Annotated in this window: 13 protein-coding genes; 9 read left to right on the forward strand and 4 right to left on the reverse strand. The window is 34.9% G+C overall.

Translation table 11 applies throughout. From position 1 onward, the window contains the following. Nucleotides 1-157 precede the first annotated feature (157 nt). Nucleotides 158-3,085 carry a triple tyrosine motif-containing protein gene (locus IRZ78_RS09040; RefSeq protein ID WP_194616210.1) on the reverse strand — a complete coding sequence of 976 codons (2,928 nt, stop codon included), beginning with the start codon at nucleotides 3,083-3,085 and terminating at the stop codon, nucleotides 158-160. Nucleotides 3,086-3,517: 432 nt separating this feature from the next. Here IRZ78_RS09040 and IRZ78_RS09045 point away from each other — a divergent pair, with 432 nt between their 5' ends. After that, entirely contained in the window at nucleotides 3,518-4,279 is a 762-nt protein-coding gene (locus IRZ78_RS09045; RefSeq protein WP_194616211.1) for a hypothetical protein, read from the forward strand. Nucleotides 4,280-4,303: 24 nt separating this feature from the next. On the opposite strand, the gene IRZ78_RS09050 is transcribed toward IRZ78_RS09045, so the two are convergent. Both IRZ78_RS09050 and IRZ78_RS09055 read right to left on the reverse strand, forming a co-directional pair. Continuing rightward, nucleotides 4,304-4,939 (reverse strand): HAD family hydrolase, encoded by a 636-nt coding sequence (locus IRZ78_RS09050; protein ID WP_194616212.1) that lies wholly within the window; start codon nucleotides 4,937-4,939, stop codon nucleotides 4,304-4,306. Between the two features lie 332 nt (nucleotides 4,940-5,271). Continuing rightward, a complete protein-coding gene (locus tag IRZ78_RS09055; RefSeq protein ID WP_194616213.1) occupies nucleotides 5,272-5,550 on the reverse strand; it encodes a hypothetical protein in 279 nt (92 codons plus the stop codon). 286 nt (nucleotides 5,551-5,836) lie between these two features. Here IRZ78_RS09055 and IRZ78_RS09060 point away from each other — a divergent pair, with 286 nt between their 5' ends. Next, nucleotides 5,837-7,006 (forward strand): DUF4861 family protein, encoded by a 1,170-nt coding sequence (locus IRZ78_RS09060; RefSeq protein WP_194616214.1) that lies wholly within the window; start codon nucleotides 5,837-5,839, stop codon nucleotides 7,004-7,006. A 103-nt stretch (nucleotides 7,007-7,109) separates the two neighbouring features. On the opposite strand, the gene IRZ78_RS09065 is transcribed toward IRZ78_RS09060, so the two are convergent. Continuing rightward, nucleotides 7,110-8,168, reverse strand: a complete 1,059-nt coding sequence (locus IRZ78_RS09065) for a LacI family DNA-binding transcriptional regulator (protein WP_347349819.1) — start codon at nucleotides 8,166-8,168, stop codon at nucleotides 7,110-7,112. Nucleotides 8,169-8,491: 323 nt separating this feature from the next. On the opposite strand from IRZ78_RS09065, the gene IRZ78_RS09070 reads away from it, so the two are divergent. The 7 genes from IRZ78_RS09070 (at nucleotide 8,492) to IRZ78_RS09100 (ending at nucleotide 21,442) form a co-directional block, all read left to right on the forward strand. Beyond that, nucleotides 8,492-8,941: a YhcH/YjgK/YiaL family protein gene (locus tag IRZ78_RS09070; RefSeq protein ID WP_194616215.1), complete on the forward strand. Its 450-nt coding sequence runs from the start codon at nucleotides 8,492-8,494 to the stop codon at nucleotides 8,939-8,941. A 5-nt stretch (nucleotides 8,942-8,946) separates the two neighbouring features. Continuing rightward, nucleotides 8,947-9,612, forward strand: a complete 666-nt coding sequence (locus tag IRZ78_RS09075) for a bifunctional 4-hydroxy-2-oxoglutarate aldolase/2-dehydro-3-deoxy-phosphogluconate aldolase (protein WP_194616216.1) — start codon at nucleotides 8,947-8,949, stop codon at nucleotides 9,610-9,612. Nucleotides 9,613-9,735: 123 nt separating this feature from the next. Further along, nucleotides 9,736-10,548: an SDR family oxidoreductase gene (locus tag IRZ78_RS09080; protein ID WP_194616217.1), complete on the forward strand. Its 813-nt coding sequence runs from the start codon at nucleotides 9,736-9,738 to the stop codon at nucleotides 10,546-10,548. A 307-nt stretch (nucleotides 10,549-10,855) separates the two neighbouring features. Continuing rightward, entirely contained in the window at nucleotides 10,856-12,040 is a 1,185-nt protein-coding gene (gene uxuA, locus IRZ78_RS09085; RefSeq protein WP_194616218.1) for a mannonate dehydratase, read from the forward strand. Nucleotides 12,041-12,238: 198 nt separating this feature from the next. Next, nucleotides 12,239-13,879: a hypothetical protein gene (locus IRZ78_RS09090; RefSeq protein WP_194616219.1), complete on the forward strand. Its 1,641-nt coding sequence runs from the start codon at nucleotides 12,239-12,241 to the stop codon at nucleotides 13,877-13,879. 253 nt (nucleotides 13,880-14,132) lie between these two features. Then, nucleotides 14,133-18,224, forward strand: coding sequence for a two-component regulator propeller domain-containing protein (locus IRZ78_RS09095; protein WP_194616220.1), 4,092 nt, complete (start codon nucleotides 14,133-14,135; stop codon nucleotides 18,222-18,224). A 215-nt stretch (nucleotides 18,225-18,439) separates the two neighbouring features. After that, nucleotides 18,440-21,442 carry a TonB-dependent receptor gene (locus IRZ78_RS09100; protein ID WP_194616221.1) on the forward strand — a complete coding sequence of 1,001 codons (3,003 nt, stop codon included), beginning with the start codon at nucleotides 18,440-18,442 and terminating at the stop codon, nucleotides 21,440-21,442. The last annotated feature ends 16 nt before the right edge of the window (nucleotides 21,443-21,458 follow it).

Raw genomic sequence — 21,458 nt, forward strand, 5'->3', positions numbered from 1 at the left:
AAATAAGTTTAACGTGCCCTAGGTGGGTAATATTCATCATTTTGTTGCGTACCTGCAGCACGCAAACGAATTTAAAATCTAATAACTACCAACATGTAGTTCCTAACGGCACAAATTTCAGATTTTTCAAACCTTAATTGGTATGAATAATAAAAGATCAAAAATTCAAAATAAACTCCGTAATATTTGCTTCTGATGAAAGCTGCAATTTTTTACGAATGCGATATCTGGTATCTTCAACTCCTCTTACAGAAATCCCCAAAAGCGGTGCGATTTCTTTGGTATTGAAATTCATTCGCAAATAGGCACACAATCGCATATCACGCGGAGTCAATTCCGGGAAACTCGTTTTCAATCGTTGCATGAAATTATCATGAAGCTGATTAAAAATCTCTTCAAACTCGTTCCAATGCTTATCTCCCTGTAATTCGTGATCAATGATTCGGTTAATTTTCTTTAATAAACCAAAATTGGTATTAAAATCATTGTTTTTATCAATCTGGCCAATAAGATCTTTTATCGAAAGTAAAATTTCATTTAAATGAATAAGATTGACGGTATTCGAAGCTACTTTAGCATTTTTGAGATTAATCGTGGTTTGAAGATTCTCTTTCATAATGGCCATGTTTTCCTGTTCTAACGCCAGTTTTTGTTCATTTAATTCGGCGCGATTTCTAAGCAATTCCTTTTCCTGATTCAGGATTAGTTGTTCGCGTTCGCGTTCAGCCAGATTTTTTTGGTATTTGATAATGGTATAAATCAAAACCCCAAATAATATCAAATACAAAATATAAGCCCAGGTTGTTCTGTACCAGGGCGGCAAAACTTCAAATTTAAAAATAGCCTCTTGGCTAACTACATCATAAATGTTTTTTGCCCTTACGTGAAAAATATATTCGTTTTCGGGTAAATTGGTATATTCCTTTTCAGTCTGAAGAGTATATTCTGACCATTTGGGTTCAAACCCTTCCAGCCAATATTCGTATTTAGTTGCATCGGCCTGATCATAACAAAGTGAAGCAAATGAAAAGTGTAAAGCGTTATTCGAATACGATAAAACAGGCGAAAATGTATTTGCCCATTCCATATTAGTTGGAAGTACATCGTATCTGCTGGAAAACAACAAACTGTCTTTTGGAAAGATACATTTAACCTCAGAAATTATTGCTTTGTACTTCGCCTCATATTTCTTGCTTTTGGTTGTATTGTAATGAATCAAACCTTCTTGCGTCCCAAAAAAGACATCTCCCTTTGTAGTGGTCTGAATATTCTCGAAACCCGGAATGTATAAATATCTCAGTTTGCGAAAAGGCAATTCTTCGATAGTGAAACCTGCGCCTGTTTTCTGATTCATCTTTCCGGTATTCTCTCCCGAAATATACCAGATATTGTTTTGAGGATCTTCTTTAAGCAGCCGAATATGACTTTCCATTCCGAGATATTTTTTGAAAATAGCATCAGGAATCATTTTCTTTGAATGAGCATCTTGTTTATAGACGCCTTTTGTGGTTCCAAAAAGAATCTGATTCTTAATTTTGAAATTATTTAAAAACAGACTCGACGGAAAACCATTTTTATCATTATAAAATTCAATATTCGAAACAGTATCGAATGTTTGATTCAATTTCATTTTGAAGATTCCTTTATAACCATGTGCAATCCAAATATTCTCATCCTTATCCGTTACAATTACTCTGCTGCTTTGTTCAAAACCTTTTATTTTATGCTGATACACCCAGGAATTATTAATCTGCTTTAATAAATATAAACCGTTATAACCACCCACAAGCAATAAATCTGGATGGTTCGGAATTAGAACACCTTGCCATGCGCCATCTGTCCTGGCTAATAATTGCGCCGAATTATCTTTGATTTCAAAAACTCCATTTTTCTCAAAAGCCAAAAGTGAATTTCCAAAAACGCTAATATTCCATACATTTTCAGACATTCCTGAAATATGCTGAAAATGAACATTCTCGTGTTGACCATCTTTGTAAGCATTCCAATCCAACCAAAAAACACCATTATCGGTAGCGATATACAATTTGTTCTGATAAATCTCACTGCAATATATTTTGGTTTCTGAATTAGACGCGTCCAGTATTTTTGATAAAGGCGACGAAATCTGAATCATCGAAATTCCATCTTTCAAGCTAACCCACAAATTACCTTCCCTATCCATTTTAAGATTGGTCACATAATCGTTTTGCAAACCTGTCTGCTTATTAATATGCTGAATTAAATTTCCTTTACTATTAATAACTATCAATCCGTTTTGACGCGTTCCAATTCCCAAATAGCCATCAGGGAGCAAAATTCCTGTTGAGATCTGATTCTGTTTCAATACATTATCTGCTTCGGTTACAAAAGGTTTTAACTGATTGTTTTTGTAAACCAATAAACCTTTCTTTTGTGTCAGGATTATCAAACCTTCATTGGTTTTAAAAATTTTTCTGATCTTCATTCCGATAAATTCTTTACTGCTTGGAATTTCGCCTAAAGCATTATTTTCTAATTTCAGCAGACCTTTTACATTATCTAAGACGTAGATTTCTTTACCAACTTCAAAAAATTCATCAAATTTGGCCTCAGATCCTATTACTTTGATTCTCTTATCCTTATAAATAAACAGTTCTTCATTCGAGAAAAAAACTACTTCTTTATCTAGAATAACCGTATGCAAAACATCACCAAAATTTCTGGCAGAATCCGGCAATAATTTTATCAGAGAAGTATATTTATATTGCCCATTTGGTAATTGAACCGTATAACCGAATTCGCCCTGAGCGCCAACATACATTTTATCATTTTTATCGATCGCAAGAGAACGAACCATGCTTTTATTTTCCGGCTGTGCAACAATACTCCATCTCACGCCATCAAATTGCATAATACCAAAATGATTCGCAAAAAACATCATGCCTTTAGAATCCTGCAAAACATCCCAGTTTTCAGATGCTGCTTTATAGGTTTTAGGGTTATAGTTGGTAATAAAGGGAACTCCAATTTTCTTAATTTGGGCATGAGCAATTGGATACAAAAGGGATATGGATAGAACTAAAATTCTAAGTGAAAATTTTGTCATTTTTGTTTCTGTCTGTAGGTTAGTGCGTAGCTTTTTAAGAGCTACAGTCTCAAAAATACCCCTTTGGGAAAAGGTATTTCTAAGCAAGAAAGATATTCTTATTACTACTCTTAAAATTATAATTTGACAATTAAAAGCATTAAAAAAAATAAATCTTTATAATCAAATATATAAAATATTATTTTAATGCAACAAATTACATTTTAATTAGAGGATTTGATAATGAATAAATTAGAGAATATGGGAATTAGAAAAAGCTTAAAATATGAAAGCTTTGTCAAAGTTTAAAACTTTGACAAAGCTCCTTAAAAGTAGCGCAAACCTGAAACTTGAAACCTGAAACTTTTTTCTCTAAAAAGTAATAATTTATGCTTTACAATCTTGAAATAGTAATTTTAAAATTTGTTAATTTGCATCCGATAAAAATCAAATATGAAAAAAATCCTTTGTTTACTAAGCGTTACTTTACTATTGCTTTCTTCTTGTTCTAACGATAAAAATGAATCATCAAATTTAGAAGAATCTGTTTTTGTTAAAGAAATTGCAGTTAATTATAATGGTAAAACGATTACTCAAAAATTTTCATATGATAAAAATAAAATTAAATCAATCACTTTTCAAGATGGAGAAAAAACCAATTATACTTATAGTGATAATGTAATTACAAAAATTGAAGATTTGGACGCAAACGGAAAACTCTTTTCGACTATGGAATATAAATATTCAAATGGTAAAATTTATTCTTGTTTGAGAATCGAGTACGATTTTGGACCTCAATATAAAAACCTTACAAAGTATATTTATAATGAGGACGGAACCGTTTCATATCAAATATATAAAGTTAATGCCTTAAACGGGGCTGAACAGGAAAAAGATCTCATTTCTGGTAAACTTTTTATTAAAGAGGGTAATATTGTTAAAGAGGAATATTACTCAAATTCTGTATTAGAAATTTCAACATTGTACGAATACGATAATAAAAATGATAGCTTCAAAAATATTTTAGGCTATAATTTATTATTAAATCTCATGCCATCGGTTAACAACATTATTAAATCAACTAAAACTACTAAAGATGTTTTTATAGGCACAACAATTAATTTGTACGAATACAATTCAAAAGGTTATCCTACAACAAAAATGGTTGATATTGTTAATGGGAAACCTTTCTCAACTGTAAAGTACCAATATTAATAAATAGTAAACGAAATTTAAATTCTAAAAATAAAGTTGCTGACTTAACTCTTCATAGTTACTAAAAAGGACCGCTCCTTCTTTTTTTAAATCTTCATTATTGTAACCATTGGCAAAACCATAAACTTTAAACCCACCGCTAATTCCGGCAATTACTCCTGCTTTGCTGTCTTCTATTACGATACACTCCTTAACCTCAAATCCCATTTCTTTTGCGGCGTGCAGAAAAATTCCCGGTTCTGGTTTCCAGCTGTTAATCTGGTAAGAACTGAATATTTTATTTTCGAATTTATCGAGCAAACCAGCCACTCCAAGATTCAATCGTATTTTATCGACAGGACCGCTGGAAGCTACGCAATAAGGGATTTTTAATTTATTAAGAAATTCAACTATGCCTTCCATTGGTTTTACCTGTGTTTTGAAAGCTTCAAAACTTTTCTCACGATAATCTGATTCAAAAGTATCGGGAAGTTTTTTGCCGATAGCATTCTCAATATACAGGAAACATTCCTTTAATTTACGACCGTTAAAATCGCGATAAGCATCTTCCAGTTTCATCTTAAAACCATATTCTGCTGCCATTTCAAGCATAATTCCGTTACCAATTTTTTCTGTATCGACAAGCACACCATCACAATCGAAAATAATACATTTAATCATACTGTTGATTTACATTTAATTATACAATAACCTGATAGAAGTTACCCATTATGTAAATTACAAAAAATAAAATAAGAAGTTACAGCATCATTAAAATAATATTTTTTAAACCTGTCTGCTTATCTAAGAAAACAAGTACCTGAAAATATTTCTAATGTAATGAAGAATTGGTGGCTTGCGCAAACTGTGAAGTATTTACAATGTAAAAAGCCCGATGCTATTGATCGAAATGAAAAAATGAACATGGATTGAAAGCCCAACCATTAAGAGATATAAAATTTCAAAGAAATCCATACAAAACAGAGCATGGATTTCGTTATAAAAGACTACGTTTACCAGGAGATTTGAACTCGCGCACGGTCCATCCCATTATTTTGAAGAGTTATAACACTTCCACTTGTCAAATCACCTAATTTAAAGGTACTTTGATGACCGTTTCTTAATTCGTAACGGTTTCCGGAAACTATGACACTGTCAGAAGGTCCTTCATTCGTAATTGTAATTTCCAAAGAAGGTGTATTGGTTCCCACATCCACACCTCTTGTACTACCCGACATGATATCTATCGTTTCTTTCTTTGTACCTGTAACTGTTTTGCTTTCTGATTCCATTTTAATTGTTTTTAGGGGTTAATAATACTGACAAAGCAACAAATAAATTATTGATTAAAACCACGTATAAGTACCTGAATACTAACTAAATCATATAAAAAAAACACTCCCTTATCACTCAAAAAAAGTTTTTTAACTCAACTTATAAAAAAAAGAATCCACATATTCAAAAATAACACTTTGTACTTTTTTACCCCAATTCCGTATTCTAAAGTTATATTTGATTTGTATCTTTATGATTCAAAAAAAAAAATCCAATTTTCGATTAATTAATACCTGTAAAGCTTTGAAAAAACATATTTTATTCACCGCAATTCTGGCAAGTAGTTTTGCCGTTCATGCTCAAAACAAAATCATTACCGTTACTAATTTCCTTCCCATAGATCGTGAATTCGAAACTATTGAATTAACTAAAAAATCTCTGGGATTAGCAACTTCTGTTAAACTGGAAAATTATGCTGTAAAACAAGTGGGTACAAATGCTTTTTTGACCACCCAATCTATCGATAATGATGGTGACGGAACTATTGATGTACTCTTATTTCAACCTAAAATAAAAGCGTCATCGCAACAAGATTTTGAAGTGTTGGTTGCCGAAAATCCATCAAAAGAAACTACAATTAGCTGCTATTCGAGATTTGTTCCTGAAAGAACAGATGATTATGCGTGGGAAAATAATAAAGTCGCCTTTAGAACCTATGGTCCGGTAGCACAAAAAATGGTAGAAGACAAAATTGCGGGTGGAACTCTAACCAGCGGAATTGACGCCTGGCTAAAAAGAGTCGATTACCCAATTATCAATAAATGGTACCAAAAAGCTACTAACGGAACCGGAACGTATCATAAAGATACTGGTGAAGGTTTAGATAATTTTCATGTGGGTGACAGTCGTGGCGTGGGCGGAATTGCCGTTAAGGTCGATGATAAATACTATTTTTCCAAGAATTTCACTAGCTGGAAAACTATCACCACCGGACCTATCAGAACGAGTTTTATCCTGACGTATGCCGATTGGGATGCAAAAGGCAACAAAATAACCGAGTCAAAACTGATCAGTCTGGATTACGGAAGTTATCTTTCTCGTTTTGAAATCAATATTACCGGAACAAAATCTATTGCTGCCGGATTAACGCTTCATGACAAAAAAGGAACTATTGGAACCAATATAAAAGAAGGCTGGTTAAGCCATTGGGAACCTATCGACGATTCTGAAATTGGAACTGGAATCGTAGCTCCCAAAAACACTTTAAAAAGTTTTGATAATCATATTACCGAAGATAAAGATCTAAGTAATCTATTCGGAAATATTGAGGTAAAGAATAATAAAGCGATTTACTACGTTGGCTTTGGATGGAAAAAAGGAAGTCCATTTCAAACTCAAAAACAATGGGAAACGTATTTGACTTCGTTTGCTAAAAAAATAAATAACCCATTGGTTATTAAGGTGAAGAAATAGTTTCTCGCAAAGACGCTAAGTGGCTAAGATTTTAGGTTACTAAGATTAAAAACTTTGCAACTTAGCGCCTTTGCGAGATTAATTAAAAAGGCTTGGAAAAAAATCATTTCCTCGCAGGAAAATAATTCTCTTTTAGAATAATTTCTAGCGGAATATAATGTGTGTTCTCTATAGTTTCCTGCAAGACGAGTTTTTTATACAAATGATTAATTCCCATATAGCCCTGCTCTTCGGGTCTTTGGTTGATTAAAAAGTCGATTACACCTTTATTTAAATATTCGATATTATCCTTCAATAAATCGTAACCAATTATTCTCACGCCCTTTATATTGTTTTGCTCTAAAAATCTCGCGACAATATACGCTCTGGAATTAGGGACAAAAACACTGTTTATTGCAGTGAACATTTCTAAATTGAGCTGATCAATTCCCGAATCTTTAATGGTGATTTCAGAAAATTTAAAATTATTAAGTTCATTATGATCTTTAAAAAACGAATAAAAACCATTGATGCGCTGTAAATAAACCGATGTACTTTCGATCTCTCTGGTGATTTTGAAAATCAAGATTTGTCTTTCGTTTTTTACCGCAAAACTGATTAGCCTTCCGGCCAAATAACCACTCTGAAAAGCATCTTGTCCCACATAAGCATGTTCGTCATTATTAGAAATATTCGAATCGATCATCACCACGGGAATATTTTTCTTTTCATATTCTGCCAAAAAACGAACCGACTCCTGGTAAAAAATAGGCGCGAATAAAAGTCCCTCGCAATCAAATTCCAATACTTTTTTAACGGCCTCTTTAAACGAAGATGCATTAAAATCATAAAAGAAATAATCCAGTACAATTCCGAACTTACTAAACTCAATTGCTGCTTTTTCTATTCCGGTAATTTGGCTTTTCCAATATTCCAGATTTTCATATTGTGGTAAAAAAACTGCAAAATGAAATTTTTTATTCAAGGCCAGATTACTCGCCAGAATATTTCTTTTGTAGCCATATTGTTCAATAATAGCATTTACTTTATCTACATTTTCCTGAGCAACCTGCCCACGATTATGGATAATTCTATCAACAGTTCCGGGGGAAACATTGGCTAATTCGGCAATTTTTTTTATCGTTATGATATTGATGAGTTTTAAGTTAAATGATGTTGTAATGCACTTGAAATTATTATTTTTTTTATCAAATATAAGTTGTTTTACTTAACTTTTTATATACATTTGTAAAATACCGTGTGCGTACACGCAAATATACACATGTGTATTTTAAAAAACATAATATCAAATAGATTATTTATTATGATTTTTGATAATTAAGAGTTTACTCTATAATTATGACATAAAAAATGGCTACTGACATCTTAAGGAGTTATTACTTAAAGCCAGTATACTAAATAACGTTATATAAAGTAAAACTTCAATTATAAAAAACATAAGTTACCCTTGTGTGAAATAAAATTAGAACATAAAAACCAAATAAAATGATTGTAGATTCATTACAAAACGCTGCAAAATATTTCAGTCTTCACCCTAAATTCAAAGAAGCATTTGATTACGTAAATCAAAATGACATTAGTAAACTTGAAGAAGGCGCATTTGAAATTGCCCAAGGATTAAAAGTAATTGTAATTCTTGGCGAAGGCGCAACCAGAGAAGAAAGCATAAAAGGTTTTGAATGTCACGATCAAAACATCGATATCCAGATTTCGATAAAAGGTCCGGAAACTTTTGCCTGGAAACCAAGAGAAAAATGTGTGAGCCCAAATGGGGATTATAGCGAGGAAAGAGATGTTCGTTTTTTTCACGACAGACCCGATATGTTTTTTGAATTGCAGGAAAAACAATTTGCGATTTTGTTTCCTACAGATGTTCACGCGGCTATGATTGGTGAAGGAACACTCAAAAAAATCGTCATTAAAGTTAAAATATAAAACTGATGAGTACAATTCAAAAAAACATCGATGTTATTGCTGAGCAAGGTATTGTTCCGCTGTATTTCACAACAGATCAAACCATTAGTGTCGAAATTCTAAGAACGCTTTACAAAGCAGGAATCAGAGCCGTTGAATATACCAACAGAGGCCCTGAAGCTTTATCCAACTTCAGAAAAATGGTTGCGGTTCGAAATGCCGAATTGCCCGAAATGTTATTAGGTATAGGAACGATTAAAAACCTTGAAGATGCCAAAGACTTCAGCGATGCTGCAGCCGACTTTTTTATCAGTCCGGGATTTGTTCCCGAAGTGGCTGATTTCTTAAAAGATAAGGAAGTTTTATACGCTCCGGGTTGTATGACTCCAACAGAAATCATAGCAGCAGAAAATGCGGGAATAAAACTCGTAAAACTATTCCCGGGAAACATATTGGGAACAGAATTTTTAAGCAGCATAAAAGATGTTTTTCCATCCTTGGTTTTCATGACCACTGGCGGTGTAGAACCTACTCATGCCAGTATTGAAAGCTGGTTTTCTGCCGGTGCTTCTGCCGTTGGGCTGGGAAGCAAACTCATCAGCAAAAAACGCATTGAAGAACAGGATTACGATGTAATTGAAAACGAAACTAAAAAAATGCTGGAAATTATCCAGACAATAAGAAGAATATAAACTTTAGATATTTAGCACTGGAAAATTTAGCCACAGATTAAAAAGATTAACACAGATTATTTTAAAATCCTTTTCAATCTTTTAATCTGTGGAAAAAAAACACAATAAATTATACAACTTAATATGGATTCAATATTTAATCTAAAAGGAAAAATTGCATTAATTACCGGAGGTGCCGGAGTATTGGGAAGCAACTTTGCAAACGTTTTGGCCAAACAAGGCGTTATTGTTGGAATCGTCTCTCAATCGATTGAAAAGGCTAATAAGGCTGTACAAAACATAGAAAACAACGGTGGAAAAGCTTTTGCGGTTCAGGCCAATGTTTTAAACAAAGAAGAATTAGAAAAAGCAAGAGATTTTATCGTAGAAAAATACGGGGGTCTTGACATTTTAATTAATGCTGCGGGCGGAAATATGCCTGGAGCAACAATAAGCCCTAATCAGGCGATATTTGATATGAAGGTAGACGAATTGCAAAAAGTAGTCGATCTGAATATCATTGGTACTATGCTGCCATCGCAAGTGTTTTCGGAGCTTTTTGCAAAACAAAAACAAGGTATTATCATCAATATATCATCGGCATCGGCACAAAGACCTTTGACGAGAGTTGTGGGATATTCGGCTTCAAAAGCTGCAATTGACAATTTTACACAATGGATGGCAGTTGAGTTAGCTCAAAAATATGGCGAAGGAATTCGTGTAAATGCGATTTCTCCGGGATTTTTTATAGGAGAACAAAACAAGGCTTTGTTACTAGCCCCTGATGGAAAACTAACGCCAAGAGGCGAAAAAATTATCGAGCATACGCCAATGGGAAGATTTGGAACTCCTGAAGATATCGACGGGGCACTTTTATTTTTATGCAGCGATATGTCAAAATTTGTTACGGGAACAATCTTAAAAGTCGATGGAGGATTTGCCGCTACAAGTATTTAAAAATATATAGCGGTATTAGTTTTGTCATCTTGAGCAACGAAGGATCACACACGAAACTCGACAAAGATTGGCAACTCAATTTATGGAGGTTCTTGCGTTGCTTCGAGTCCGCTCAGTATGACATAAGAGGCAAAAATAATTGTGATAAAAACCAGTGCTCTAGCCCCGATAGAGGTAAAAATCCTTTTATTCCCGGGTTCAGAATAAAAGATTCTAACGGATAGCTGGAAATAGCTCCTTAAAAATATTAGTACAAATAATACCTACAAGCTTTTGAAAACCTTGCAGGACAAAAAATAAATCAAAAATGGAACAAACGTTAAGATGGTTCGGGCCAAACGATCCGGTTTCTTTACAAGATATTAAACAAACCGGCGCAACTGGAATTGTGACTGCATTACACCATATTCCCAACGGACAGGTTTGGGATATTGAAGAGATTATCAAACGAAAAGTTGAAATTGAACACGAAAACGGTGACCCTAAAAAAGGGGCTTCGGGTTTGACATGGTCGGTTGTAGAAAGTATTCCGGTTCATGAAGACATAAAAAAACAAACCGGGAATTATATTGAGTATATTGAAAATTATAAAGAAAGCATCCGAAATTTGGCGTTATGCGGGATAAAATGTATTTGCTATAATTTCATGCCGGTTTTAGACTGGTCCAGAACGGATTTGGCCTTTGAAACTGCCGACGGATCTAAAGCCTTGCGCTTTGATATTAATGCTTTTGCTGCTTTCGAATTGTATATTTTAAAAAGACCCGGAGCAGAAAATCAATATTCGCAAGAGCAAATCGCGAAGGCTAAAAGTTATTTTGAAGCCATGACAGCGGCCGATAAAGTAAAATTACAGCAAAATATTCTGGCTGGACTGCCGGGTGCTGAAGAGGCGTATTCTGTAGAAGATTTTCTGGTTACTTTAAACGGCTATAATCATATTGACAGAAAAGCGTTGAAGGAGAATTTATTCTTCTTTTTAAAAGAGATTATTCCCGTTGCCGAGAGTAAAGGCGTTCTAATGGCGATTCATCCTGACGATCCGCCCTACCCCATTTTAGGTTTGCCAAGAGTGGTAAGTACTGAGGAAGATTTGATAGAATTGATGGCTTGCGCCGAATCAAAATCGAACGGATTCACGATGTGTACGGGTTCATACGGTGTAAGAGCTGATAATGATTTACCGGGAATTGTAAGACGTCACGGCGATAAAATGAATTTTATTCACCTAAGAAGCACAGAAAGAGACGCCGAAGGAAGCTTTTACGAAGCCAATCATCTTGAAGGCGATGTTGATATGTATGAAGTGGTAAAAGCCATTATTGAAGTCGAAAAAAGAAATAACAGCCAGTTGCCCATGCGTCCGGATCACGGACACCAAATGCTGGACGATTTGAATAAAAAGACGAATCCGGGATATTCGGCAATTGGGCGTTTGAGAGGTTTAGCTGAATTGCGAGGACTTGAAATGGGAATTAAGAAGTCGCTTTAAGATAATCTGACAGAGTCGCAAAGTCGCAAAGTTTTTTTAAGCTATAGTATTAAAGAACTAAAAAAAGTTTCAAGCAGATTTAAGCGGATTTACCCAGAGATTATTTCCAGATTTTTATTAATTAAATCTGCGTGAAACAAAAAAATTGCGTCTTTGTGCCTTCGTTGCAAACCACTAACTAACCAAATAACCACAACCATGAATACCCAAACCCTGCTGATTTGTTGCAGCCTTTTTGTAAATAGTGTTGCCATGGCGCAAGAAATGCCTAAAATACTTACGGACTCAAAAGCGAATTATTTACCTGATTTTAGTTATGCGGGCTATCATTTCGGAGAAAGCCAAATTCCACAAGTTCAGGGAAAAATTATTAATGCTACAGATTATGGCGTAAAAGCCAATGATGGTCTTGATGATTCCAAAGCATTACTAAAGGCCGTAAAAGCTGCAAATGCTATTGAGGGAAATGTGATCTTGCAATTGCCTGCCGGACGCATTATTTTGAGCGAAATTGTATATATCGAAAGAAGCAATTTCGTACTTCGTGGTGAGGGTTCTGGTGAAAAAGGAACAGAAATTTATTGTCCAAGACCGATGATGTATCTTAAAGATCCCGAATCATTGGCAGAACTTCGTGAATATCTCACTACGCTTGATAAAAGGCAACGTGAGCCTGATAATAATGTCGATTTGCCTTTCTCGCAATATGCCTGGTCGGGTGGATTTATCTGGACGCAAATTCCCGGTGAACGTGTAAAATCGTATTTGGATAAACATGAACCAACGCCCAATTCGTTGGCGAAAGTAAGTTCGGGAAATATAGGTGAACATACGATCAATGTTTCGGATGTAAAAGATTTGAAAGTGGGCGATATTGTCGAGCTACAGCTTTTTAATAAAGATGGTGAAAACGGCGAAATCATCAAGGATTTATACAAAGGCGCGAATGTAAAACCGGGTTCACATCACTGGAAATTTCCAAAACTTCCCATTGTCAGGCAACAAGTTGAAATCACCAAAATTTCAAACTCAAAAATAACAATTAAAACTCCTTTGACCATTGCCATAAAACCAGCTTATCAGGCGCAGTTGGTCGAATGGAAACATTTGAATGAAGTCGGGATTGAACATCTTCGTTTTACTTTTCCTGATATTCCAAGAGTGGCACATCATGTTGAACCCGGAAATAATGCAATATTTCTAACCCGTGTTTTTAATAGTTGGGTCAAAGATGTTACGATTACAAATGCTGATAGCGGAATTTTGGGCGAAGAAATCTCAAATGTTACCATACAGGATATTGTTACCGATGGCCCGCATATGTCGCATTACACGGTGACTTTGGGCGGCGTGCATAATGTATTGGTGAAGAATCTGAAGATCTACAACAAAGCCGTTCATCCGTTAAGCTTCAACACTTTTGCAACTAAAAACGTGTATCAGGATTGTGAGATTTTTGCCGATGCTCTTTTAGATCAGCATTCGGGGGCAAATCATCAAAACTTATTCGATCATATTACCCTGCATATAACGCCGGATAAAAACAACAGTTATTACTTGTTTGGCGGTGGCGGTGCTGATTACTGGAAGCCTTCACACGGGCCATATAGTACTTTTTGGAATCTGAATATTCTGGTCGAGAAACCAGCTGAAATCACGAAACCAGTTTTGCTTTACGGCATGAAAGACGGACCTTTTGCGAGAATGATTGGTGTGAATGGCAATGCTAAATTCGAAGTAAAATATGAACCTGACCCTTATATTGAATTCTTAAATACACCAATGGACAAAGTGGCGTCGCTTTATGAGTATCAATTAAAAAGGCGCTTGAAGAAATAGTCTCGCAAAGTCGCAGAGTCGCAAAGTTTTTTAAGGTAAAATCTTTATCTCTGCTCTTTTCTCGAAAAACATCTTCGAAACGTATCAAAAGCGCTTGAAGTACGTTCTTTTTTTAATCTCGCAAAGACGCGAAGACGCAAAGAAAAACTTAAAGAGAAACTTAAAGAGAAACTTAAAGAGAAACTTAAATAATAAAAACTTTGCAACTTCGAGACTTTGCCAGAGATCAACTCCACAATAAAATTCGACCGCTATGAAATACAAAATAGCCTTTCTTCTAACTGTACTTATTTTCGGGAATGTATTTTCCCAAAATAAATACCGCCTTAAAAATATCTCTACTACAGATGGACTTTCGCAGAGTTCTGTCATTGCTATACATCAGGATAAATTTGGGCAAATGTGGTTTGGTACGCGCGACGGACTCAATAAATATGACGGAAGTAAATTCACGGTTTTCAGGAACGATGTAACCAATAAACATTCGATAAGCAACAACGATATTTTGTCTATCGAGGAAGATAATACAGGCAAAATCTGGGTAGGAACTTACAACGGGCTTAATTGTTATGATCCTGTGAGTAATACTTTTACACGATATTTACATACAAAAAACAATCATACGATAAGCAGTAATGCCATTTGGTCGATTAAAGAAATTGGCGACGAGATGTGGTTTGGAACCTCAAAAGGATTGACGATTTATAATCAAAAATCAAAACTCTTTACCTCGATTTTTCATTCGGATACAGATCCTACAACGGTTCCCAGCAACAATATTATTACGATTTTAAAAACGAAAAAAGGAGAAATCTGGATTGGTACAACAAAAGGTTTATGTAAGCTTGTACGTCGAAAAAATGGTGATTTATCCTTTAAAAATTTTCCTTTAAACCATACGGATCTTCTCAATGTTCAGGCAATTTCCGAAGATTTGTCGGGTAATTTGTGGGTGGGAACAAAAAACAAAGGACTTCTTAAATTTGATAAAACATCCAATACTTTTGTTTCTTTTTTATCGGATGATAAATACCGCGAAATCAATACTGATATTCGTTCTCTGGCCTTTGATAATCAAGGTTCCTTATGGATTGGTGCGTATGACGGAATCTATATTTTAGGAAAAGATAAAAGCGTTCAAAAAATAAACAGCAGCAATAACAGCAACGGAATCGACAAGGTAAAATCGATTTACATGGATCGAAAAGGTTCTGTCTGGATTGGATGTTATTATAAAGGTGTGAATATTTGGGATATTTCGAATGTGAATTTCTCCAATTACAATCAGAATTCTAAAAAGATTTCGATGAGTTTTGATGTTGTGAGTTCTATTATTGCCGATAAAAATCAGAATATTTATTTTGGAACTGAAGGCGGCGGAATCACGATTTACAATAGAAATACCGAAGCTACGAGTTACATCAATAGCAAAAGCGGTCAAACCATTAAAAATGATATCAAATCGATGTGTCTTTCGGGCAATATTTTGTGGATTGGAACTTTCTCAAAAGGATTATCGGCTTATAATATTACTTCAAAACAAATCCAAGACAACAGAATCTCTGCTGAACTAAATCTTTTATTAAGAGAATCCGGCGTTTATTCTATCAAAGCAGAAGGAAATGATATTCTTTGGATTGGTACTTTTGGCAAAGGTTTGATTCGCTACAATATGATTTCTAAAACTTTTGAAGTAGTAGGAAACGACAATACAAAAGCCAATTATCTGACCAATAATATTGTGCGTACTATTTTAGTCGATCAAAAAAAAGGCGTTTGGGTAGGAACTCAAAACGGGCTAAATTATATTCCACTGAACAATTTTGCTCCTAATACATATTCGATTAAACATTACTTTTTCGATTCGGCTTCTTTATCGGGAGATGATATTTTAACTTTGTTTCAGGACAGCCAAAAGAAAATCTGGGTGGGAACAAAAGCAAAAGGTTTGCATTATTTTGATGGAAAAAAATTCAATAAAATCAATTTAAGAATCGGAAACACCGTTATTACTTCGATACATTCTATACTTGAAGACGATGGTAAAAACTTATGGATTAGTACCAATCAGGGTATTATAAAATACAGCACAATACTAAAAACAGTGGTTATTTACGATCAAAAAGATGGTTTGGCAAGTAATGAATTTAATGATAATTCGGCTTTAAAACTCTCTTCGAATCAATTTTATTTCGGAAGTCCGTCTGGCGCTACGTATTTTGATGCCAAGAAAATCTCCCTAAATACTTATGCCCCACAGGTTTTAATTACGAATCTAAAAATCAAAAACCAAAGCATTCATCCTAATGATTCTGTTGGTATTTTAGAGAGAAGTATTGGTTATACCAAGACCATTACCCTCGATTACGACAAGGCCAATTTCTCGATAGATTTTGCGATCCCAAATTACATTCGATCCAAAAACAATCAATACAGTTATCGTTTGGTAGGATTAGAAAACAACTGGACCACAACCAAAAGTACCGAAGCCATTTTTGCCATTCAGAATCCCGGAACTTATACTTTTGAAGTTCGTGGCTCTAATAATGACGGTGTTTGGAATAAAGTCCCTACTACCCTGACCGTTATCGTAAAACCTGCTCCATGGCGCAGTATCTGGGCATTTTTATTGTACGGAATTGTAATTGGTCTGGGATTATACGGCTTGATCTGGATCATGAAATCCAAAGCCAGACTGAAACAAAAACTGGAACTGGAATATTTGGAAACCAAACGAATTGAGGAAAATAATATTGCCAAGCTGGATTTCTTTACTAATATTTCACATGAATTCAGAACGCCGTTAACCTTGATTTTAGGGCCTTTGCAACAAATTCTAGCCAATTATAACGGTACTAACGAAATGTACAAAAAGTTATTGGTGATTGAAGGAAGTGCAAATCATCTTTTGAGTCTGATCAATCGTTTAATGGATTTCAGGAAACTCGAAAACCATCAGGTTACGCTTGAATCTGCTGAAGGAAACATTGTAAAATTTACCAGAGAAATCTTTTTATCTTTTATTGAATATGCCAAAGATGGCGGTTACAACTATACTTTCGAATCCTCTCAAGAAGAAATTCTGGTGTATTTTGATCGTTATAAACTGGAGCGTGTTTTTTATAATCTGATTTCAAATGCTTTTCGATATACTCCAAAAGGCGGAAATATTCACCTAAAAATATCACACGACAAGGAAAATCTTTTTATTGCCATAGAAGATTCAGGAGTTGGAATTGCGCCTGAGCATATTGACAAAATTTTTGATTTGTTTTTTGAAGTTCCAATGCACAACAACGTTCAGAAAAACTATAATAAAGGAACCGGAATTGGGCTTTCAATTGTAAAAAACATTGTAAAACTTCATAAAGGAGATATTGAGGTAACCAATAAAGAAACTCAGGGTGTAGTTTTTAAAGTTACACTCCCCTTAGGCAGAGCGCATCTTTTAGACAACGAAATTATTACCGATTTTAAAATTAGTGATGATATCGACCAATACACTGCTCAATTAGAAAAAACCGAAATAACAGAGCCTGAAGACATTGATGATTTTGTAGTCAACGACGAAAAGCAAACCATCCTGATTGTCGAAGATCACAAGGTTTTACGTTCGTTCATGAAAAATTTACTCAAAGAAGATTACAATATTATTGAAGCCGAAAACGGAAAAGTAGCCTTTGAGAAAGCATTACAGAATGTTCCGAGTTTAATAATAAGTGATGTTATTATGCCTGAAATGGTAGGAACGGAACTTTGTTCGAAAATCAAAGAGAATCTAAAAACAAGCCATATTCCGGTAATTTTGCTGACTTCACGAACTTCATTGGTCTATAAATTTGAAGGTTTAGAAAGTGGCGCAGATGATTATATCAGTAAACCTTTCAATTTAATTGAATTCAAGCTTCGAGTTAAAAACCTGCTGAATTCGACCGAACGATTGAAAAACAAATTCTCCAGCGATGATAATTTCATTCCGTCAGAAATAACGGTTTCTTCACTGGACGAAGATCTATTGAAAAAAGCTTTCAAAATTGTCGAGGAAAATATTTCGAACGAGCAATTCGATATTCCGTTTTTCTGTACAGAATTAGGTGTAAGCCGTACGATGTTATTTCTAAAAATAAAAGCGTGGACAAATTTTACGCCCAACGAGTTCATTCATGAAATACGATTAAAACGCGCCGCTCAATTATTAGAACAAAATAAATTAAACATCTCCGAAATTAGTTATAAAGTCGGTTTCAACAATCCAAAATATTTCAGCAAATGCTTCCAGAAAAAGTATGGGGAAACGCCAACTCAGTTTGCTGACAAATTTTTTAAATCTTCAGAAGTTTTATAGCAAATTCGCTGTTTTAAAGGGTTAAAAAAAGGGTATCTGTATTTTTAGATACCCTTTTTTGTATTTCTATATCGTTTTCGGCTACTACATTTGTCATTATGAAAATCAGAAAAACAAAATTCCTATTACTGCAAATTCTATTTGTGATAGTGATAATCGCAATGAGTTTATTGATTTTCTACTTTATCTGACATTAACCTAAAAAACCAAAATGAATGTTCACAAACCAAAATTTCAAATCGCTTAAATGGTGTTTGCTGGTAGCTTTTTTACTGGTGAATGTTATTGTAAATGCACAGGAGAGAAAAGTCACCGGAAAAGTTACTTCCAGCGAAGATTTACTTGGGCTTCCTGGTGCAAATGTTTATATCAAAGGATCTTCTGTTGGAGGATCTGCGGATATGGATGGGAACTACAGTGTTATCGTTTCAGAGAAAAACGCTGTTTTAGTTTTTAATTATGTAGGATATCAAACCGTTGAAGTTCCTTTGGGAAATAAATCTGTAGTTAATATCAGCCTTAAACCAGATACTAAAAATCTTGACGAAGTAATTGTGGTAGGTTACGGAACCCGTAAAAAGAGCGACATTACCGGTTCAGTTTCTTCGGTAACGGCAAAAGAACTTACTGCGTACCCTACTCTTAATGCAGAACAGGCTTTGCAAGGTCGTGCAGCGGGGGTTTCGGTACAATCTAATAATGGCGGTGAACCAGGTGCTCCGGTAAAAATCAGGGTTCGTGGAGGAACATCAATCAATGCAAGTGGAGACGCTCTTATCGTTGTCGATGGTTTTGCAGGAGTTTCTATGCCGGCACCTCAGGATATTGCTTCTATTGAGGTTCTTAAAGATGCATCGGCTACAGCCATATACGGATCAAGAGGTTCAAACGGGGTTATTATGGTTACAACCAAAAAAGGTAAACCAGGAAAACCGGTAATCGAATTCAGTAATTCAACATCGGTACAATCTGTCAACAACAAATTAGATTTATTAGATGGGCCACAGTTTGTAGCTTATAGAAAAAGTTTTACCACACATACAGATGGCGGAGCAAATACAGACTGGCAGGATGTAATTTATCGCGAAGGACTGATCTCGAATACCTCATTATCGTTCTCTGGAGGTTCTGATAAAATCAGGTATTATGTTTCAGGAAACTATTTCAATCAAAACGGAGTGGTCATTAATTCGGAAATCGATAAATACACCATTGTAAGTAACCTTGAAGCTGATTTAACAGACAAGTTTAAAGTTGGTTTGAATATGTTTCAGAGCAAACAAAACAAACAAGGAATTATCTCCCAGACGGGCGCCGGAGGAACAGGTGCAGCAGGTGTAATTGCAGCGGCTTACAGATTTATGCCTGATAAAGGAGTTTATAATGCCGACGGAACCTATACTACAACGGCTCCAATTGGCGACGATATCGATAATCCGTATGCAACAGCGATGGAAAATATTTTGGAGACCCTTACTACCGTAAACAGAAGCAACTTTTTTGCCTCTTACCAAATTACCAAAGATTTAAACTTTAAAACGACTTTAGGTCTAACCGATAATAATTCTCAAACCGGAAGATATATTCCCTCGACTTTGATTGCAGGAAAAAATGTAAAGGGAGAAGCTTCGATAAACAATACTAAATTTTCCTCTTTCCTTACAGAGAATTACTTAACGTTTAAGCGCGAGATTATCGACAAAGGAATTCTGACGGTTCTTGGAGGATATTCGTATCAAAAAAACAAAAACGACCGCGCTTATGCCGCATCAAGAGGATTTTTGACCAATTCTAATTCTTACCATAATTTAGGTGCCGGAACAGTGTATTTAAAACCGGAATCGAGTTTGTCTGAAACAGAATTAATATCGGCTTTTGGAAGGTTGAATTTTGATTATGACGATAAATATTTATTTACCTTTACAGCGCGTCGTGACGGTTCTTCAAGCTTTAGTGAAAACTACAAATACGGAACTTTTCCTTCTGGAGCAGTTGGATGGAACATCAGCAAAGAAAACTTCTTAAAAGACAACAAAACCATTTCTAATCTTAAATTAAGAGCCAGTTATGGTGCAACGGGAAATCCTTCTATCGATGCCTACTCTACGCTGTCTAAATTTTCTGAAGTGTATGATGTAAGTGGTGATGTAATTGTAAATGCGGTTCAGCTCACTGCAATCAATAACCCTAATTTAAAATGGGAAACATCTTATCAACAGGATTACGGAATTGATTTAGGTTTATTTGACAACAGAGTCAGCATAACAGCCGATTATTATAAAACGATTACCAAAGATTTATTGTTCAACAGACCTTTACCAGGAATCTCAGGAATTGCTTCCCAGCTTCAAAATGTGGGAGAATTAGAAAACAAAGGTTGGGAATTGGGCATTAATACTAAAAACTTTATTGGAGCAGATTTTACCTGGTCAACCAATTTTAACATTTCTTCGAACAAGAATAAAATCCTGAAACTGGCTGACAACAAAGATCTTTTGATCAACTCTGCACCTGGGCATTTCCTTGCAACAGAGTCTCAAATCTTAAGAGTTGGTCAACCGGTTGGTTCCTTCTTTGGGTTTGTGTATGATGGTGTAATTCAGCAGGGAGAAGCGGTTCTTCCCGGAAATTTTGAAACCATAGCCGGAGGAGAAAAATTCAAAGATGTAAATGGTGACGGAAAACTGGATTCTAATGATAAAACAATCATCGGAAACCCGAATCCAGATTTCATTTTCGGATTCAATAATGATTTCACTTATAAAAACATCGACGTAAATATCTTCTTTCAGGGTTCTGAGGGGAATCAGATTTTAAATTATACTTTGATGGAACTGGCTTCAGGAAATAACAATGCCACTACAGAAGTTCTGGATGCCTGGACTCCAACAAACACCGATACCAATGTGCCAATAAATGCGGCTAGAACTAAAAGAATTACTTCAAGATTTGTTTATGATGCAAGTTACATTCGTTTAAAAAACGTGTCTATAGGATATAGTTTAGACGATAAAGTAGTGTCAAAAATCGGCTTGAGTAAAGTTCGTTTCTACATCAGTGCACAAAACCTATGGACCATTACCAACTATCCGGGTTCTGATCCTGAGGTAAATTACTTAAATGATAACAATTCCAGAAGTAATACCAATTTAGGATTGGATTACGGAAGTTACCCTAATGTAAGAACCTTCACTTTTGGTTTCAATTTAAAATTCTAGTTTAAAAAACAACGTT

The sequence above is a fragment of the Flavobacterium sp. CSZ genome (assembly GCF_015350725.1).
In the GTDB taxonomy this organism is placed as follows: Bacteria; Bacteroidota; Bacteroidia; order Flavobacteriales; family Flavobacteriaceae; genus Flavobacterium.

Excerpts from the sequence above, each read along its gene's own strand:
- IRZ78_RS09045 (WP_194616211.1), top strand. The coding sequence starts at position 3,518 with ATGAAAAAAATCCTTTGTTTACTAAGCGTTACTTTACTATTGCTTTCT.
- IRZ78_RS09090 (WP_194616219.1), top strand. The coding sequence starts at position 12,239 with ATGAATACCCAAACCCTGCTGATTTGTTGCAGCCTTTTTGTAAATAGT.
- IRZ78_RS09075 (WP_194616216.1), top strand. The coding sequence starts at position 8,947 with ATGAGTACAATTCAAAAAAACATCGATGTTATTGCTGAGCAAGGTATT.
- IRZ78_RS09080 (WP_194616217.1), top strand. The coding sequence starts at position 9,736 with ATGGATTCAATATTTAATCTAAAAGGAAAAATTGCATTAATTACCGGA.
- IRZ78_RS09100 (WP_194616221.1), top strand. The coding sequence starts at position 18,440 with ATGTTCACAAACCAAAATTTCAAATCGCTTAAATGGTGTTTGCTGGTA.
- IRZ78_RS09070 (WP_194616215.1), top strand. The coding sequence starts at position 8,492 with ATGATTGTAGATTCATTACAAAACGCTGCAAAATATTTCAGTCTTCAC.
- IRZ78_RS09095 (WP_194616220.1), top strand. The coding sequence starts at position 14,133 with ATGAAATACAAAATAGCCTTTCTTCTAACTGTACTTATTTTCGGGAAT.
- uxuA (WP_194616218.1), top strand. The coding sequence starts at position 10,856 with ATGGAACAAACGTTAAGATGGTTCGGGCCAAACGATCCGGTTTCTTTA.
- IRZ78_RS09055 (WP_194616213.1), bottom strand. The coding sequence starts at position 5,550 with ATGGAATCAGAAAGCAAAACAGTTACAGGTACAAAGAAAGAAACGATA.
- IRZ78_RS09050 (WP_194616212.1), bottom strand. The coding sequence starts at position 4,939 with ATGATTAAATGTATTATTTTCGATTGTGATGGTGTGCTTGTCGATACA.
- IRZ78_RS09040 (WP_194616210.1), bottom strand. The coding sequence starts at position 3,085 with ATGACAAAATTTTCACTTAGAATTTTAGTTCTATCCATATCCCTTTTG.